Below are 17,990 nucleotides of genomic sequence, written 5' to 3' on the forward strand. Positions count from 1 at the left end.
TTATATTAATGCATTACAAATGACAAATGCCATTTTTCATCTTAGACTATATTCAAAAAAATATTGGAGCAAATCAAACCTCGGTTCAAAAGGATTTGATTGCAAAAAAAAGGATGTCGGTTTGCCGTGTATTGAATCGAGTATAAATGTTGCATGTATCAGTACATTAAGTGAATACTATTTTAAATACCGCGCAAAACTAGAACATTAAACGAAATGCCTTAACCCAAACGGCTAATTTTATTCACACATTACTAACGTAGCTTTATGAGAAAAAATTGGATGATATGACTGTGAGAAAAAAAACGAACCACCGGTTCTTATCTTCAAACACTCACCATTTACTAACATCCTTGTTTTGTCTCTATATATAGATCAACTTATACGATACCAAATTATTAGCGTTTGCGCTCCTCATATCCGGTTCCGAAAAAAATCAGTATCTTGCCATATATAATGTCTCCCTGTTTATAATCTAAAAATACCTTTGCATATGAAAACTTATCCGGCTATCATCATCTTGATTGCGCTTTCCCTATTCAGTTCAGCGCAAACAGATCGTTATTCGGGGTCTTATGTATGTATGAATGGGATGACTCATTTTTTTGCCTCCACTCCTATCGAAGATATTGACGCAACATCAAAAGTAACCTTGTGTGTTATAAATACAGAAACGAAAAAAGTATATGCCAAAGTGCGAATGACCTCTTTCGATTTCCGCAGAAAACTGATGCAGGAACACTTCAACGAAGATTATGTGGAAAGCGAAAAGTATCCCTACGCCATTTTAGATGCTGACATTGTTTCAGAAATAGATTTTACAAAAGATGGAACTTACGACATCACATTGAAAGGCACCTTTGAAGTGCACGGGGTGAAACAAGATCGGGAGATTAAAGGCAAGCTAACTATTAAGGATGGGCAGCCCAAAAGCGCCACTGCGGAGTTTGACGTAAAACTGGTAGATCACAAAATCAAAATTCCCAAAGCGGTGATTGCAAAGATTGCCGAAGTGTTTAAAGTGAATGTTGATTTCACTTTTGAAAAATATACGGCTAAGTAAAACAAACGCGGTTAAACCGAAGCCATACCTTTCTTTGCTATTCCGTTGTCTTTCGACGGAACAACTTCGCAGGGATATTCAAACAAACATTTCTGTTTAACTATATCGGCAACCGAGTCAGGCACCATATCTTCCCAACCGGATTCTCCCGATTTAATCATCTGAATAACCTTAGGAGAAAATATGTGCAATACTCTTTCATCATATCCTTGCAGGTCGGTAAGGAATCCAGCCGATTTGAGATAATCAAATAAAGCACGGAGCGAATCAGAAACCTTCATATTTTTCGTAGTCACAATCTCTGCGCCCGGTTCGGATTGATATGGATACACCAACATCTGCGCATTGTGTGAAAAAATTTCTCCAAAATAATGTAGCAGTTCCCTCGAAGCATGCCGATAATATTTTTCATTGAACAGTTCCAGAATATTCAAGATACCGAGAATGATCCCTATACTCTGTGGTTTGCACCGGTTCAAATAATTCACCAACACATTGTGCTTGTGACAATTAGAAACCATGACATAATAACCCAAACTACAAAGTATCTCTGCCCGGTCTAAAAAATCTTGCGTATCAAACTCGCCATCACCGGCCAGATTGTTGAGCGTAATTTCTGAAAGCACAATCAGATTATCCGTATTTCCATGAATAGTTTTGAAATGCTCTACACCACATTTCATCATGTCCTCACTCACTTTGGTAACCGGTCGGAAACGACCGCGAAGACAAAGCAAATTTTTACGGTAAAGAATATCTTTGGGCTGATACACTTCTCCGCCTGCACCAAAAATTGTTCCGTCCGTAAACTTTCTTTTCACCAGTTCCAGTGCCAACAGGCGATTATCCATCTTTCCAAAATCAGGACCCTTCACCTTTATCATATCTATCTCCACTTGGTCGGTAGTCAGATTATCTAATAGAGATTCAATAAACTCTCCTAACTGATCGTGATACCAATAGCAAGCAAAAAGCAAGTTCGTTCCGATACCGCCAATCACCCGTTGCTGATAAATATTGTCAGAACCTTTCAGGCGTATATGTATCACCACTTCATTGGGTTCGGCATGTGGAGAAAGTTGAAACTTCACTCCCATCCATCCGTTAGGGTCATTGGTTTTATGAAAATTTAAAGTTGTACAGGTATTGGCGAAAGCAAAAAATCGCTTCTTATTATATGGTTCATCGGTCAAACGCTCTTTCAACAAATCATACTCATGATCGAGCATCTTGTGCAACCGCGATTCGCTGACATATCTTCCGGCACCTTCTTTACCATAAATAGCATCAGAAAAAGTCATATCATAAGCACTCATGGCCTTCGCCACTGTGCCCGATGCCCCTCCTACCTGAAAGAAATTGCGCACCACCTCCTGACCGGCACCTATCTCGGCAAAAGTGCCATAGATACTTTGGTCTAAGTTGATACGTAAAGCTTTACGTTTTATGGATAAAATCTCGCGTTCCATGAAGCTAAATTACTTGATTATACGTTTACAACGTAAAAAGGTTAACATATATTGTGTACAGAAAAATCGAACTTGATGGAAGATTAAGACCAATGAGCCGCCGGTCAAAAGGCTGTTGCTGCTTCCAACCGGAACACCGGGCCTTGAACTTTTGCGGGCGCAAATATGATGAAACCAACCGATAGTCTGACCGCTATTTTTAGAATATAAATAGGTGCAGCAAGTCCGCAACCGGATACCGTTCTTCCATAATTCAATTCAGATCCTGATTGTTTTATGAGCCCACCATACGCTCCTTGCCCACTGCTTGGTTGAATGACTATTTGGTTTGATTAGGATAGCTGCTGTTGTGATCAGTATAGCCACATATATGATTAGTATAGCCTGGAAACTTATTGGTTAAGCAGGGATTATGATTGGTTAAAGCCTGTGGTGTACCTCAATAGCAGATGTGATTGCGAAACAGGGTTTTGGGATTACCATCTCGCTCCAGATAGACCACCGGTTCCTTGATTTCAGAAATATGTTGGATGGAAGTATGAAGACAAATGTATCCGCTAATATAATCTGCTAAAGCTGAAAACTCCTTTTTTTGCCGGTTTCCATTTTATCAGTATTTTAGAACCTCTAAACACAAAACGATAACATGAATACTTCAAAATTCTTTACGCTGCGCAAAGATTATGTGGACGTAGCATTAATGTGCATGGTCATGACCGAGGCCATGCAGACGCAAAAAGACACGCAGAAAACTGCCCTGCTCACCGGTGATTCTCAGGCTGCGTTCAAACACTTATTGCAAACATTGATTGGCATGATAGATAAAAACGGCCAAGCAAAACACCGCGATTTAGTGCTGGATAGAACTATGAGTTTTGCACTGATGCACGGTATTGTGCAATCATTTTACCGAATGAAAGGACACCTACTCTTGCCAAAAGAAGAGCGCAAACCCATCAGCGATGAGCAGGAGGCGGAAATAGAAAATATGTACGACGAGATGAAAGACCCCGCCGCCGATTTGCTCTGGGAACTGACCGAAGCACTGAACTATCTCGACTATGGTTTGCAAACGCTCGATGAAGTGTTTGACCGAAAACCCGCTGTGCGGCCGCTGAAAGTAGATAATAAGGAAATTATTTTTGAGGTAACGTTGAAAGAAGCGGACTTGCGCCTTTTTAGCTGGGTTTACGGTAACCTTGAAGTTTTAAAAAACTATAAAGAGGACTATGATTTTGCTCAACGGTTTTGCTCTTGCCGATTCATGCACCTAAGCGATTATGAGGCGGTAAAAAAGAAACTGAATCAGAAAATCGAAGGAGAAATAATTCAGCTTACCCTTCGCGATGTGATTGTGCTTTACTATACCCTTTCGCTTGGAAGCAAACTATTTGTCAGCGATGCCGATGCCATTTTTGATGAGCTTATTAAAGATTCTGACCGCAATGATCCACAGGGCGATTTGCGAATTGTCCGTAACCACTTTCTTAAACTGAGCGACGGAATTTTAAGCACACTTAAAAAAGAATTCAAGCACAACAAAACCTTTATGTTGGAGATTGATAGGGTGAAGAATTGGTAAATTCAGAGTACTTTGGTTATGGCCCCTCCATTGCGTTGCGCTGACACTTGAAAGAACGGGACGAGTTGCTAAAATAAAATACGAACAGCAAGGAGTTCATCCTTGGCTCCGCTTTAGACTATGATGAGTTGCGGTCATTTAGAATTTAGTTTGTGTGATTAGTATAGGTAATGCTATGATTAGTATAGCGGCTGTTGTGATTGGCATTGCCGCTGATATGATTAAGAACGCGGAGGATATGATTAAGAATGCCGCTTGTATGATTAGAACTGCCGCTGCTATGATTATAAACGCGGAGGATATAATTAGAACACCGGCTTATATCATTAGAACAGCCGCTACTATGATTAGAAACGCGGAGGATATAATCAGAATAGCGGCTTGTATGATTAGAACAGCCGCTGATTTAGTTAGAAGCGCGGAGGATATAATTAGAACCGCGGCTTGTATGGTTAGAACAGCCGTTTGTATAATTAGAACTGCCGCTATTCTGATTAGAAAAACAGTTTTTTTAATTGGAAAAAAGTTTTTTCCAATTATAATCCCTGCTATTCCAATTCAAACGGTGTTAAAATGCACTGAAACATGGCTTTTCGATCGGAATGCTTCTTTCCAGAAATTATGTTGCACAAAAAAAACAGCCATCCCCCTTGTTTTTAGGGACTTTTCGGGTGTATCTTGCTATCAAATTTGATGTTATGAGACATACTGAACTCGCAAAAGACCTCGGTCAAGCGCTGAGGCAGGCAAGAGAGCTCCAACATTTGAGCCAGCTACGCCTGGCTCTTGATGCACATGTACAGCAGTGCAGCATCTGCCACCTCGAAAAAGGCAAGCTCAACGTTACCATAGACACGCTGCTTGATATCTGCCAAGCGCTGCATTTGAAGGTGATGTTGGTGAGGGAGTGAGAGGGCTGTTACTCCCTCAGTTGCTTAATGCCGTGGCTCGCGTCTCGCGAGTGTCGGTTTCAACTGCCTCCGGCATTAAAAAAACGCAAGATACGGAGGGTAGCTCACAGTCGCGGGACGCGAGCGAGAGCGGGGGAAATCAGAACGAAATTCCCTCCATATGTACGATTTCCCATTTCACCCAGTCTCGATGACTGTAACGCTCGAATTGTTTATCGTGGTTATATTCCAATAGTATCGTTATGTCACTTTCCATTTCTTGATATCGCCCTCGTTTTTTCGATTGTAGCCCATACCAAACATGATAGTTGATGGAAGCGGTTCCGGCAGATTCATTCATAGATACCTTTTTATATTCTCCACGGATAAAGCGTCGGCGGGGGATGAAGGGGTAATCGTCGCTTACTATCTCTATGTGCGGCGCCTGATCAAGGTTGTTCCCCATTCTAAATTCTTTTGAAAAAATCGAAAAATCCATTGCAAAAACTGATTGTCCAAAAGACATTTCTATTAAGCGGTGTAAAATGATTTTGGGTTCGAGAGCTTCTACGGGGTGAAATTGCTCGTATGTTATCTTGGTAAATACCGGGGGAAATTTAATGTTGATGATTTTCTGCTTAAACACTTCTTGGGTCAGGAAGCGATACATTTCGTCAATTGGCACCGGAAGCCTCGAAAAAATTTCGATGCTGTGTCTTTGCATCAGGCCCGTGAGGCGCTCGTAAGCCCTTCGGGTTTCTTTTGCGCTCATGTCATGCAGATGGTTATAAGCCGGTTCTCCGATCAGTTGGTAAATAGTGGTTTGACCGGCAGTTGGTAATTTTCGGTAATAGCGGATTAGGTGTTTAAGATGTTGATTCAATAAACGATGCATCCGAAAAGGCGACTCACCGACTTCTATTCCGAATTCCGCCATCAATTGCAACCGGAGCTGACCGTTTTGTACGATGTATTGCTCGTCTGTTTTAGGGCCCCTTTTCTTTTTCCGCTCCATAGGATTTGACAAAGTCGTACCACTAAAATAATAATTTCAGATAAAATGAGCGAGGTACCGAAAGGTATGCTCAACATCTCCATAGACACGCTGCTTGATATCTGCGAGGTGCTGCATTTGAAGGGGAAGCTGGTGAAGGAGTGAGATGGCTGGTTTGCTAAGCGGGCGCTGGCGCAACTCTGCCCTCGATCGCGACACGCCACACCTGTACAGATAATGAAAGAACCGTTGCTACACGTGCATTTTAGCTCCGTAGGAGCTATGCGTTTGGTAGTAAATAGACAGCATCTTATTTAAGTTCCAGAGGAACGTCCGATAGAAAACAGTCGGTCGCCCCGATGGGCAATGCCATTAAGTTAAGCCGTAATTGTGTTCGAAACATGATAATCTGTGGCTAAAGCCAAGCCAGTTTTACACCAAATGCTCCGCCATAAATGGCGGTTTATAACACCACGCTTCAGCGTGGTGAGCATCCGGCTCATGCTAAATGGCTTTAGCCATGATAATAGCTACGAGGAAGTCAGATTCAAACACTTATTAGGATGAACCTTGAAAACCGCATCGCGGTCGAAATCCTTAACTTAATGGCATTGCCCGATGGGGCTTAGCTTATTATGACGAGATACTTCTACCAAAGGCTTTGACCCTACGGGTCAATAGACCAATGCCACACTGCATTTTAAAGTCTTCTGTACAGGTGGGGCATCACAAGTATTCGGAAGACTTTATAAAGGATTAGTTTACAGTGGTTTATGTTCACCTCACCTTTTCAAATTATGCAAAAAATTTCACGCAAAGGGCTTAGAGATGCAGAGTATTGAATCTTTTCACTGTATTTTCTCTGTGTTCCCAGCTAGTCTGCGTCCTCTGCGTGAAATAAAGTATGCCTTTTAAGGTAAATTTCTCCAGAGAACGCAGGTAGAAGATGGTATTAATATGCTTAAACAAAGCCATTACACCATCTTCCGAACACCTGTGGGGTGGCGTCGCGCGAGTGTGAGCTACATCAACGCCGTCCCTCCGCTTCATAGGAGCACGAGGGGGCTTATACCTGATCAACGCAATCCCTGAAACGTCGCTATGGTTTGACGTTTCTTTAACAACATCGTGGTGTCAATTAATCTGCGATTAATATTTTTGTGACACATTCCATCTTATGACACAAGGCAATCGGATTTTTGACCAGCAGGGTTTGTTTTTTTGCTTATCAAATGTAAACACAGGCCGTGACGTGGTCCTAGACTACGTCAAACGGGGATATTAGAAGTAAAAACAAAAGACCTATTAAAAGATAAAAAATGACAAGCACAGCACAAAGAGCAGAATTACAAGCTAAAATATGGAAGATAGCCAACGATGTGCGAGGCTCGGTAGATGGATGGGATTTTAAACAGTTTGTTTTAGGTACGCTGTTCTATCGCTTCATTAGTGAAAACTTTACCAATTACATTGAAGGGGGTGATGATAGCATTGACTACGCCAATTTTTCCGCTGAAAAAATATCTTCAGAAATAAAGGACGATGCCATTAAGACCAAGGGGTATTTCATCTATCCCAGCCAGCTTTTCATAAATGTGGCGAAAACAGCCAATACCAACCCGAATCTTAACACGGATTTAAAAGCCATTTTTGATGCTATTGAAAGTTCTGCAAATGGTTATCCATCCGAACCAGATATTAAAGGATTGTTTGCGGATTTTGATACGACAAGCACACGATTGGGTAATACTGTTGAAGGCAAAAACGACCGATTAGCTAAAGTTTTGAAAGGTGTGGAAGAATTGAATTTTGGAGATTTTGAGGATAACCAAATTGACCTTTTTGGTGATGCCTATGAGTTTCTGATCTCTAATTATGCCGCGAACGCGGGAAAATCTGGAGGTGAGTTTTTTACGCCACAGCACGTATCCAAACTCATCGCTCAATTGGCCATGCACAAGCAGGTCAAAGTGAATAAGATATATGACCCAGCGGCGGGTTCTGGCTCTTTACTTTTACAAGCCAAAAAGCATTTCGATAATCATATTATTGAAGAAGGCTTCTATGGACAGGAAGTGAACCACACGACTTACAACCTTGCTCGTATGAACATGTTTTTGCACAACATCAACTACGACAAGTTTAATATTGCCCTTGGCAATACGCTCATAGACCCACACTTTGGCGATGAAAAACCTTTTGATGCCATTGTTTCTAATCCTCCTTACTCTATCAAGTGGATTGGTGACGATGACCCCACGCTGATTAATGATGACCGTTTTGCCCCTGCTGGTGTATTGGCTCCTAAATCAAAAGCCGATTTTGCCTTTGTCCTTCATGCCCTGAGTTATCTGTCCAGCAAAGGCAGGGCAGCTATTGTTTGCTTTCCGGGTATCTTTTACCGAGGCGGTGCGGAACAGAAAATCAGGAAGTATTTAGTGGATAATAATTTTGTAGAAACCATAATCTCCGTAGCACCCAATTTGTTTTATGGCACTCTATTTCAGTTACCATTCTGGTGCTCTCTAAACACAAGACGGATACCAAAACCCAGTTTATAGATGCCAGCGGTGAAGATTTTTTTAAGAAAGTGACCAATAACAATTTGCTGACCCATGCCCATATTGAAAAGATTATGGAAATCTTTGACAGCAAAAAAGAGGTGGCGCATGTGGCTACATCTATAGGCAACAACAAAATTGCGGAGAACGATTATAGCCTATCTGTAAGCTCTTATGTAGAAGCGAAGGATAACCGCGAAAAGCTCGATATAACCGAACTGAACCAAGAAGTTTCAAAAACGGTGGTGAAGATAAATAAGCTGCGTGCCGATATAGATGCTATAATAAAGGAGATTGAAGCATGAGCTATTTGGAGAAATTGTTAGAGGGCGTGGAGGTGGAATGGAAGCCGTTGGGGGAAGTCGCTGAACTTAAACGAGGCAAAACTATTACGGCAAAAACAAAAAACGCTGGTAATATTCCTGTGATTAGTGGTGGTCAGAAACCTGCATACTATAATGCAGAATACAATAGAGAAGGTGAAACAATTACAGTTGCAGGAAGTGGTGCCTATTCTGGTTACGTTATGTATTGGAATGAACCGATATTTATATCAGATGCATTTTCGGTTATACCTAATCTTGCAGTTTTAAATACAAAGTATGTTTTTCATTTTTTACTAAATAACCAAGAGTGGATTCATAATTTACAGAAAGGTTCAGGTGTACCGCACGTGTACCCAAAAGACTTGGCTAAACTCCTCATCCCCATCCCGCCCCTCACCGTTCAAAAAGAAATTGTTCGTATCTTAGACAGCTTTACAGAGCTTACAGCAGAGCTTACAGCAGAGCTTACAGCTCGTAAAAAGCAGTATAGTTATTATAGGGAACAGTTGTTGAGTTTTGAAGAAGGGGAGGTGGAGTGGAAGACGTTGGGGGAGGTCTTCCAGATGAGAGCAGGCCAGCACATTTCAGCAGATAATATAAGTACAATCAAAGATGACACTTATCCTTTCCCGTGCTATGGAGGTAATGGTGTGCGTGGTTTCGTAAAAAATTATAGCCATGATGGTGGGTATGTTTTAATAGGTCGCCAAGGTGCTCTATGTGGAAATGTCCAACGCTTTAAGGGCAAATTTTATGCAACTGAACACGCTGTCGTTGTTACGGCAACTGATTCTATAAATATAGATTATGCCTTTTACTTTCTTACCATTATGAACCTAAATCAATATGCCTCAAAGTCTGCACAACCAGGTTTAGCTGTTGGAAAACTGAGTAATTTAAAAATCCCCCTTCCTTCCCTTGAAGAACAAGAACGCATTGTTACTATCCTCGATAAATTCGACATGCTCACTACCTCAATCAGTGAAGGGTTGCCGAGAGAGATTGAGTTAAGAAAAAAGCAGTATGAGTATTATAGGGATTTGTTGCTGACGTTTAAAATGTCTGTATTATGATTTTTAGGATTTTAAGATTATAGGATAAGGATAATAGGTTAAAGATTATAGGATAAGGGTAATAGGATAAAAATGAAAGGATTCATACTACATACTATTAGGATTGTAAAATTGCACCCTGTAATCTTACAATCCTCTAATCTTAAAAATCAAAATTCCGACAAATGAAACATGATGAATTGACGCATAAAATAATTGGTTGTGCTATGAAAGTGCATAGCACCTTGGGCAATGGTTTTCAGGAAGTCATTTATCAGCGGGCATTGGCTATTGAAATGGAAAAACAGGGTTTAGGTTTTAAGCGGGAAATGGAAATGAGTATTTTTTATGAAGGCGTTGATATTGGAACAAGGCGGGTAGATTTTTTTGTAGAAGATCTTGTAATGGTTGAACTGAAAGCATTAATAAAATTGGAAGATGTGCATTTGGCACAGGCGATGAATTATTGTCAAGCCTATAATTTACCTATTGGTTTACTGATAAATTTTGGATCAAAAAGTTTGGAATTTAAAAGAGTGTATAACGTAAACCACCCTGAAAACAAAGATTATATTAGGATGAATGGATTAAAAGATGATAAGATTTCATCCGACCCCAAAATCCTGAAATCCTAAAAATCCTAATTCAGACAAATGAGCACTTACAAAACCATAGCCGAATCGAACAACTTCATAGTACTTGATAAATACACCAAGTACGCTGAGGTGAATGAGGCACCAGTGGCTTATCAAACGGAGACAACTCTGGAGAAAGAATTAATTCAGGATTTAATCAATCAGGGGTATGAAAATCCGCTTGACCTTAATACCCTTGAAGCCATGTTGGCGAATGTAAGAGTACAGCTTCAGTCGCTTAATAATATGATGTTTACAGATGCTGAATGGACTCGCTTTGTGGAGGAGTATTTAGATAAGCCCAGCGATAACCTGGTTGAAAAATCAAGAAAAATACACGACAACTACATTTATGACTTTGTGTTTGACGATGGTCATATCCAAAACATCTATCTGGTAGATAAAAAAAATATAGCTCGGAATAAGGTGCAGGTCATCTCCCAGTTTGAGCAAAAAGGAACACAAGCCAACCGGTATGATGTCACCATATTAGTCAACGGATTGCCTTTGGTGCAAGTGGAGCTAAAAAAGCGCGGGGTAGCTATTCGTGAAGCATTTAATCAAGTGCATCGCTATACTAAAGAGAGTTTCAATAGAAAAACTTCCCTTTATAAATACATTCAGATTTTTGTGATAACCAACGGCACGGACAGCCGCTATTTTGCCAATACCGTTGCGCGCAATAAAAACAGCTTTGACTTTACCATGAACTGGGCCAAGGCTGACAATACGTTGATTAAAGATCTGAAGGATTTTACGGCAACCTTTTTCCAGAAACACACCCTTTTAAAAGTACTGCTCCACTATTCTGTTTTTGACACGAGTGATACACTGCTGGTCATGCGACCCTATCAGATTGCCGCCACAGAGAGAATTTTATGGAAAATTGAAAGTTCGTATCAATCAAAAAAATGGTGTTCCACGGATGGAGGCGGTTATATCTGGCATACCACCGGCTCCGGTAAAACGCTGACCAGTTTTAAAGCGGCCAGATTAGCCACGCAACTTGAATTTATTGATAAAGTATTCTTTGTAGTAGATCGTAAGGACCTGGACTTTCAAACGATGAAGGAATATCAGCGGTTTTCACCCGATAGTGTGAATGGCTCTGATAGTACAGCAGGTTTAAAGAGAAATATTGAAAAGGATGACAATAAGATTATAGTTACCACTATTCAAAAGCTGAATAACCTGATGAAAAGTGAGGGTGATTTAGCCATTTATCAAAAGCAAGTAGTTTTCATTTTCGATGAAGCACATCGTTCTCAGTTTGGTGAAGCCCAAAAGAATCTGAAAAAGAAATTCAAGAAGTATTATCAGTTTGGTTTTACCGGTACGCCTATCTTTCCTCAAAATGCTTTAGGCGCCGATACAACAGCCAGCGCTTTTGGACGTGAATTACACTCCTACGTTATTACGGATGCTATTAGAGATGAAAAGGTACTGAAATTTAAAGTGGACTATAATGATGTTCGGCCTCAGTTTAAAAGTGTTGAAACCGAAATTGATGAGAAGAAACTAAGTGCTGCTGAAAACAAAAAAGCCCTTCTTCATCCGGCACGCATTAAAGAGGTTTCCCAATACATTTTACAGAATTTCAAATTAAAGACCCATCGCAATCAGGGAAGCAACAAAGGCTTTAATGCCATGTTTGCGGTAAGCAGTATAGATGCCGCTAAATGTTTTTATGAGGAGTTAAACCATTTACAAAAAGGCAGCGATAAGCCTTTGAAAATTGCTACCATCTTCTCTTTTGCCGCCAACGAAGAGCAGAGTGCAATAGGGGAGATAGTGGATGAGAGCTTTGAACCCTCGGCAATGGAAAGCAGTGCAAAAGAATTTCTCGCCAATGCTATCAATGACTATAACGCTATGTTCAAAACCAGTTATGGTGTTGACAGCATAGAGTTTCAAAACTACTACCGTGATTTAGCTAAACGCGTAAAGAATAAAGAGGTGGACCTCGTCATTGTAGTAGGAATGTTCTTAACCGGGTTTGATGCCCCAACTTTGAATACGCTGTTTGTAGATAAGAATTTGCGTTACCACGGTTTAATTCAAGCCTTTTCGCGCACCAATCGTATTTACGATGCTACCAAGACGTTTGGCAATATTGTTACGTTCCGAGATTTAGAGAGGGCAACTATTGATGCCATTACGCTCTTTGGTGATAGCAATACCAAAAACGTGGTTCTTGAAAAGAGCTATAAAGAATACTTAGAGGGCTTTACCGATGTCATCACAAGTGAAGCACGCAGGGGTTATATTGAAGTAGTAAAAGATTTAAATGAAAAGTTTCCTAACCCCGATGCGATTGTAACTGAAAAGGACAAAAAAGAATTTTCAAAGTTATTCGGAGAATATTTGCGAGTAGAAAACATACTCCAGAATTACGATGAATTCAACCACCTTAAAGCGTTTCAGGCCATAGACCAAAATGATGCTGCGGCTATTGAAGCATTTAAAAAGGCTAATTATTTGACAGATGAGGATATAGCCTCTATGCAAAAGATTGATTTGCTGAAAGAACGGACCATCCAGGATTATCGCTCTACCTATAATGATATACGGGATTGGTTGAGACGGGAAAAATTTGGTAAAGAATCAGAAGAATCAAAAATTGATTGGGATGATGTAGTGTTCGAGGTTGATTTATTAAAGTCGCAGGAGATAAACCTTGATTATATCCTTGAATTAATTTTTGAGCATAACAAAAAGACGAAAGACAAAGCGACTTTAATAGAGGAGATTCGCAGAGTTATCCGCGCCAGTGTAGGTAACAGAGCCAAAGAGAATTTGGTAGTTGATTTTATTAATGAAACTGAACTGGATACCCTTCAAGATAAAGCGAATGTTATAGATTCATTCTTTGAATATGCCCAAAGCAAGCAAAAAGCAGAAGCGTCAGAATTAATTGCCGAAGAAAATTTAAATGAGGAAGCAACCAAACGTTATATCACCGTTTCTTTAAAGCGGGAATTTGCAAGTGACAACGGAACCGAACTCAACACCCTTTTACCAAAAATGAGTCCTTTAAACCCTCAGTATTTGTCAAAGAAGCAAAGTGTGTTTCAAAAGTTGACCTTATTTATTGAGAAGTTTAAGGGTGTAGGTGGCAAACTTTAAATACACAAAGATAATCGGTATCGCTCTCGCTCACTCCACTGGCACGAGCGTCCGCTCGTGCCACCTTTTCGCATTTAATTATCGTCACCCAAAAATATATCGCTAACCTTTAGCGGACTTTCGGAGCAGGCGTTGCTGTAAAGATATTTGCTACGAGTGCGGCTCGCAAATCCTCTTTCTCAAAAATATTTTCATCCCTATGTATTACGATACATTGACAATCTTTTGGGGTGAATGTATCTTGGTATTGTAAACGAAGAATAACATAACCAAAACACAGCGTATGAAACAAGCTTAACGCCCTTCAGCAAGGCCAGCCGAGAAGCCGGTTCTGAACCTTTCTTTCCTGCTTCAACAAAAAATGAATATGGTCCATGCACAGCCTTTAGTTCCGACAATTCGGAATGCGGCGAGCGGTAGGACGCTTCAGCCCTCTCACGGCGAGTGAGCATTATTTTTAAATAGTTTAAAACAACAATTATGAAAACGTTAAACAGAAGCCAGCGCCGGATGAGCTGGAAGCGCTTCAACAAACAAGCAAAAAGTAGAATCGCTAAAAAACCGGTATCTCTTATAGGTATCCTATTTCAAATGGTGGTGATCATTCTGACCATCTATGCTGCTAAAATCGGTCTGACCGGCACCACGCCGCTTCAACTGTTGGAGCGCTGGAGAACAGTCATCGTCAAGATGACCGGCAATCCGAATTTCGCAACAACAATACCGTCACTGGCAGACCAGACTCTAATGTGTGATGCGTTGGAAGTGGCTATTCAGAATGCGGAAAGCGGCGACCATGATAAAATAGCACTTCGCGACGAAATATTCGACGATGCCAAGGATATGTTCCGGCTCGTGGTGTATTATGTCACTCAAATAGCGCAGGGCAATTCCGAGATCATTCGCAGTGCAGGTTTGGCAGTGAAGCAAGGCCGTGGTCCATCGCAAATACCCGCACAGGTGCAAAATGTGAAAGCCGCTTATTATGGTGTGGCGAAGATCAAGTTGCTGTGGAGGTCGGTTGGTACTCATCCGCATTACAACATCGAAAAAACCACCGACCCCATAAATGGTCCGTGGCAGTTCGTGGATATCGGTACTTTCCGCACCAGGTATGTGGTAGAAGACCTGACTCCGGGTGTGGAGTATTTCTTCCGCATCAGTGCGGATAACTCACTCGGTCAAGGCTTTGTGAGCGAGGTGGCTAACTTCCGTTGCGGATAAATCTGCCACTCATTTTTTTCAGAAAGGTTCCTCGGTCAACGAAAGTTGGCCGGGGATTTTTTTGAGTGCGGTAGAAGCTGCTTATAATTTGTAACGAATGATTTACCCAACAGACCTAACCGAGAGACAAAGCCAAATCTTATCATTCCCGAATCAACTGCTTTTGTAAACCATCAAAACAGTTCCTATAATTTTACCTTATTTGCCGCGCTTTTTACAGCACTATGTTTAAACTTTATTGCGCCATATTGAAGGAGTTCCGAATCTTGATTCGCGACAAGGCGGCATTGACGGTGATGTTTGCGATGCCTATCTTGCTGGTGATTGTCATCACGAGCATTCAGCATAGCACCTTTAAAATGGTGAACGATAACAAGGTGCCTCTGCTGTTTTGCAACCGCGACGGTGGCGAGAGCAGCAACCGGTTGCTCGATGCGCTGAAAGAAATTGGGATGTTTGATGTGCTTATGGCTGATTCATCTGTTGCAGATTCCAATCTCACGGGTTTAATGCACCAGCACGACGCGCTGATTGCCATCGTTGTTCCGACAGGATTTTCACAGGCCATCTCGGTCAAAGCAAAATCAGTAACCGATAAGGCCTTGACTGAATTTGGAATGGAGGTGCAGAAGGAAGCAAAGAAATCTACACCGGCTCAGGCAGTGCAGCCGGTTACTATGTTTTATAATCCGGTGTTGCAGGAATCATTTCGCTTATCCGTGCAGGGAGCCTTGCAGAGCGCACAGCAGTTTACGGAGAACCGCGAGGTGTTGCAGGCTTTATATCGGGCTTTGAGCAACAAGCCCATGCCCGATTCTTTAGAACAACAGATTCTGCGTAACCAGTCGTTGATTAAACAGGTGCCTGTGGCAAAAGACGGCAGCAAGAATATTCCAAACGCCACGCAGCACAACGTTCCAGCATGGACCATCTTCGCGATGTTTTTTATTGTGGTTTCGCTGAGCACCAATGTGGTGAAGGAGAAACAGAGCGGCAGTTTCATTCGTTTGAAAACACTGCCTACGAGTTATGCGCTTACACTGGCTGCCAAACAAATCACCTATCTCTTCGTCACTCTTTTGCAGGTGCTGGTTATTTTCTCACTCGGCATCTTTCTGTTTCCGCATATTGGTTTGCCTATCTTGGTTTTGCCATCAAATCTTTTGAATCTGTTTGCCGTCTCCGTCATTTGCGGATGGTGCGCGGTGAGTTATGGAGTGCTGCTCGGTGTTTTCGCCAAAACATTGGAACAAGCTATTGGCTTTGGTGCGGTGTCGGTAGTTATTCTGGCAGCGATTGGCGGCATCGTGGTGCCCGCCTTTGCCATGCCCGAATCGCTACAAATGATGATGAAGATATCGCCGCTTCATTGGTGTATGGAGGCTTATTCCACCCTGTTTTTGGAGGGGGGAAATACGAAAGATGTTTTGCATAGCTTATTTCCCCTGCTTGTTATTATAATTGCAATGCAATCCATTGCTTTTGCCGGATTGAAAAAACAACGTTTGATTTAAAGGAAAGATAACATGGATAAAGAACAAGAAAAACTCGAACTGAAACAGCACATCATCAAGTATCTGAATTTGCTGAATGTAACGCCAGAAGACATCAAGGATGATATGCCAATGTTCGGCGAAGGACTGGGACTGGATTCTATTGATTCTATCGAACTGGTGGTGATGCTCGAAAGAGAATATGGTTTGAAAATTGAGAACCCGAAAGATGGCCGTAAGATTTTGCAAAGCATCAATAGTATGATAGACTTCATCGAGCAAGGCAGAGCCGCGAAGTCAGACCCGACATGAGTAGAATCCTCATCACCGGAGTCGGTATCATCACGCCGATTGGCCGTTCCGTTTCAGAAAACCGCGAAGCTCTAAGGGAAGGACGAAACGGACTTTCTTCCTTAGAACAATTCCCCACTAAGTATGCTTCGCTGCTGCCCTTTGGTGAAATAAAAATCAGCAACGAAACCTTCCGGCAACAATTGCAGGTGACCGAAAAAGGAGTTACCCGCACTACCTTCCTCGCGCTGCATGCTTTTCAGCAAGCTATAGCAGACAGTGGCCTTTCTGCAAACGAACTGCAATCGTCCGGTACTGCTTTAATTGGCGGCAACACTATTGGCGGTATGTGTTTGAGTGATGAACTTTATATGGATTCCAACAAGAATGAGGTAGGCTCGGAATATATCTCTTCCTACTATTTAGCCTCGGTGAACATGTACATACAACAACGGTACGGGATTGGCGGCGTGGTGAATACCTTCAACACGGCTTGTTCTTCTTCTGCCAATGCCATCATGTACGGTGCGCGATTAATTCAAAACGGTTTTGCACAAAGAGCCATTGTGGGTGGTACAGATAGCCTCGCCAAATTCACCATTAACGGTTTCAACTCGCTCAATATTCTTTCTTCTTCTCCTTGTCGTCCTTTCGATGCCGACCGGTCGGGATTGAACTTAGGCGAAGGCGCAGCATTTCTTGTTTTGGAAAAGGAAGAAGATGTAAAGAACAAAAAGATTTATGCTTGTTTAAGTGGCTGGTCGAATAGCAACGATGCTTTCCATCCATCTTCTTTGTCGGACGATGGCGAAGGGCCTTATCTGGCAATGAAAAAAGCTTTGGATGTTGCAGGCCTTCAACCGCAGCAGGTAGATTATATCAACACACATGGCACTGCTACTGAAAACAATGATGAGAAAGAAAGCGTGGCGATGAAGCGTTTGTTTGAAACGCCTCCAGCCTTTTCTTCAACGAAATCAAATATAGGCCATACGCTTGGTGCTTCCGGTGCCATTGAAGCGGTGTTTTGTCTTTTGAATCTTCAGCATCAGGAAATATATCCCAGCCTGCGTTTTGATAAACCAATTGAAACCACCGGTCTTGCTCCGGTGACTGAATATCGTCAAGCTGATTTAAGCCACGTCATGTCTAACTCTTTTGGTTTTGGAGGCAATTGCAGTTCACTTATTTTTTCAAAAGCATAAATGGAAAAGTTCACGGTTCATAGTTCATGGTTCACAGCAACAAGATGGGTAGTTGTACTACTTGCATCTTTTGTTGCTC

At 41.6% G+C, this 17,990-nt stretch carries 12 protein-coding genes and 1 pseudogene; 11 read left to right on the forward strand and 2 right to left on the reverse strand.

Annotated elements, in window-relative coordinates:
• Positions 1-493: 493 nt before the first annotated feature.
• The gene (locus IPP77_00175) at positions 494-1,063 is read left to right on the forward strand and encodes a YceI family protein (protein MBL0308155.1); all 570 of its coding nucleotides are present in this window, start codon (positions 494-496) and stop codon (positions 1,061-1,063) included.
• 11 nt (positions 1,064-1,074) lie between these two features.
• On the opposite strand, the gene IPP77_00180 is transcribed toward IPP77_00175, so the two are convergent.
• A complete protein-coding gene (locus IPP77_00180) occupies positions 1,075-2,532 on the reverse strand; it encodes a TonB-dependent receptor (protein MBL0308156.1) in 1,458 nt (485 codons plus the stop codon).
• A gap of 646 nt (positions 2,533-3,178) precedes the next feature.
• On the opposite strand from IPP77_00180, the gene IPP77_00185 reads away from it, so the two are divergent.
• Together IPP77_00185 and IPP77_00190 are read left to right on the forward strand one after the other, a co-directional pair.
• Positions 3,179-4,114 (forward strand): hypothetical protein, encoded by a 936-nt coding sequence (locus IPP77_00185; protein ID MBL0308157.1) that lies wholly within the window; start codon positions 3,179-3,181, stop codon positions 4,112-4,114.
• 698 nt (positions 4,115-4,812) lie between these two features.
• Entirely contained in the window at positions 4,813-5,025 is a 213-nt protein-coding gene (locus tag IPP77_00190) for a helix-turn-helix domain-containing protein (protein MBL0308158.1), read from the forward strand.
• A gap of 139 nt (positions 5,026-5,164) precedes the next feature.
• Here IPP77_00190 and IPP77_00195 read toward each other — a convergent pair whose 3' ends face one another.
• Complete coding sequence (locus IPP77_00195; protein MBL0308159.1) at positions 5,165-6,019, reverse strand: hypothetical protein; 855 nt, start codon at positions 6,017-6,019, stop codon at positions 5,165-5,167.
• Positions 6,020-7,317: 1,298 nt separating this feature from the next.
• On the opposite strand from IPP77_00195, the pseudogene IPP77_00200 reads away from it, so the two are divergent.
• The 8 genes and pseudogenes from IPP77_00200 to IPP77_00235 all read left to right on the forward strand — a co-directional run bounded on the left by IPP77_00200 (position 7,318) and on the right by IPP77_00235 (position 17,911).
• A pseudogene (locus tag IPP77_00200) lies at positions 7,318-8,864 on the forward strand (type I restriction-modification system subunit M).
• Positions 8,861-9,958: a restriction endonuclease subunit S gene (locus tag IPP77_00205; GenBank protein MBL0308160.1), complete on the forward strand. Its 1,098-nt coding sequence runs from the start codon at positions 8,861-8,863 to the stop codon at positions 9,956-9,958. Before IPP77_00200 ends, IPP77_00205 begins: the two are co-directional and overlap by 4 nt.
• A 164-nt stretch (positions 9,959-10,122) precedes the next feature.
• Positions 10,123-10,572, forward strand: a complete 450-nt coding sequence (locus IPP77_00210) for a GxxExxY protein (protein ID MBL0308161.1) — start codon at positions 10,123-10,125, stop codon at positions 10,570-10,572.
• A gap of 18 nt (positions 10,573-10,590) precedes the next feature.
• A complete protein-coding gene (locus tag IPP77_00215; protein ID MBL0308162.1) occupies positions 10,591-13,698 on the forward strand; it encodes a type I restriction endonuclease subunit R in 3,108 nt (1,035 codons plus the stop codon).
• A 480-nt stretch (positions 13,699-14,178) separates the two neighbouring features.
• Positions 14,179-14,922 carry a fibronectin type III domain-containing protein gene (locus IPP77_00220; protein ID MBL0308163.1) on the forward strand — a complete coding sequence of 248 codons (744 nt, stop codon included), beginning with the start codon at positions 14,179-14,181 and terminating at the stop codon, positions 14,920-14,922.
• A gap of 224 nt (positions 14,923-15,146) precedes the next feature.
• On the forward strand, positions 15,147-16,436 hold the full coding sequence (locus tag IPP77_00225) for an ABC transporter permease (GenBank protein ID MBL0308164.1): 1,290 nt from the start codon (positions 15,147-15,149) through the stop codon (positions 16,434-16,436).
• A 12-nt stretch (positions 16,437-16,448) separates the two neighbouring features.
• Positions 16,449-16,727 carry an acyl carrier protein gene (locus IPP77_00230; protein MBL0308165.1) on the forward strand — a complete coding sequence of 93 codons (279 nt, stop codon included), beginning with the start codon at positions 16,449-16,451 and terminating at the stop codon, positions 16,725-16,727.
• Positions 16,724-17,911, forward strand: a complete 1,188-nt coding sequence (locus tag IPP77_00235; protein ID MBL0308166.1) for a beta-ketoacyl-[acyl-carrier-protein] synthase family protein — start codon at positions 16,724-16,726, stop codon at positions 17,909-17,911. Before IPP77_00230 ends, IPP77_00235 begins: the two co-directional genes overlap by 4 nt.
• Positions 17,912-17,990: the final 79 nt, after the last annotated feature.

Source organism: Bacteroidota bacterium, assembly GCA_016722375.1.
Lineage (GTDB): Bacteria > Bacteroidota > Bacteroidia > Chitinophagales > LD1 > Bog-950.

Coding starts and splice junctions, on each gene's coding strand:
- IPP77_00175 (MBL0308155.1), top strand. CDS start 494: ATGAAAACTTATCCGGCTATCATCATCTTGATTGCGCTTTCCCTATTC.
- IPP77_00235 (MBL0308166.1), top strand. CDS start 16,724: ATGAGTAGAATCCTCATCACCGGAGTCGGTATCATCACGCCGATTGGC.
- IPP77_00225 (MBL0308164.1), top strand. CDS start 15,147: ATGTTTAAACTTTATTGCGCCATATTGAAGGAGTTCCGAATCTTGATT.
- IPP77_00185 (MBL0308157.1), top strand. CDS start 3,179: ATGAATACTTCAAAATTCTTTACGCTGCGCAAAGATTATGTGGACGTA.
- IPP77_00205 (MBL0308160.1), top strand. CDS start 8,861: ATGAGCTATTTGGAGAAATTGTTAGAGGGCGTGGAGGTGGAATGGAAG.
- IPP77_00215 (MBL0308162.1), top strand. CDS start 10,591: ATGAGCACTTACAAAACCATAGCCGAATCGAACAACTTCATAGTACTT.
- IPP77_00190 (MBL0308158.1), top strand. CDS start 4,813: ATGAGACATACTGAACTCGCAAAAGACCTCGGTCAAGCGCTGAGGCAG.
- IPP77_00230 (MBL0308165.1), top strand. CDS start 16,449: ATGGATAAAGAACAAGAAAAACTCGAACTGAAACAGCACATCATCAAG.
- IPP77_00180 (MBL0308156.1), bottom strand. CDS start 2,532: ATGGAACGCGAGATTTTATCCATAAAACGTAAAGCTTTACGTATCAAC.
- IPP77_00220 (MBL0308163.1), top strand. CDS start 14,179: ATGAAAACGTTAAACAGAAGCCAGCGCCGGATGAGCTGGAAGCGCTTC.
- IPP77_00195 (MBL0308159.1), bottom strand. CDS start 6,019: ATGGAGCGGAAAAAGAAAAGGGGCCCTAAAACAGACGAGCAATACATC.
- IPP77_00210 (MBL0308161.1), top strand. CDS start 10,123: ATGAAACATGATGAATTGACGCATAAAATAATTGGTTGTGCTATGAAA.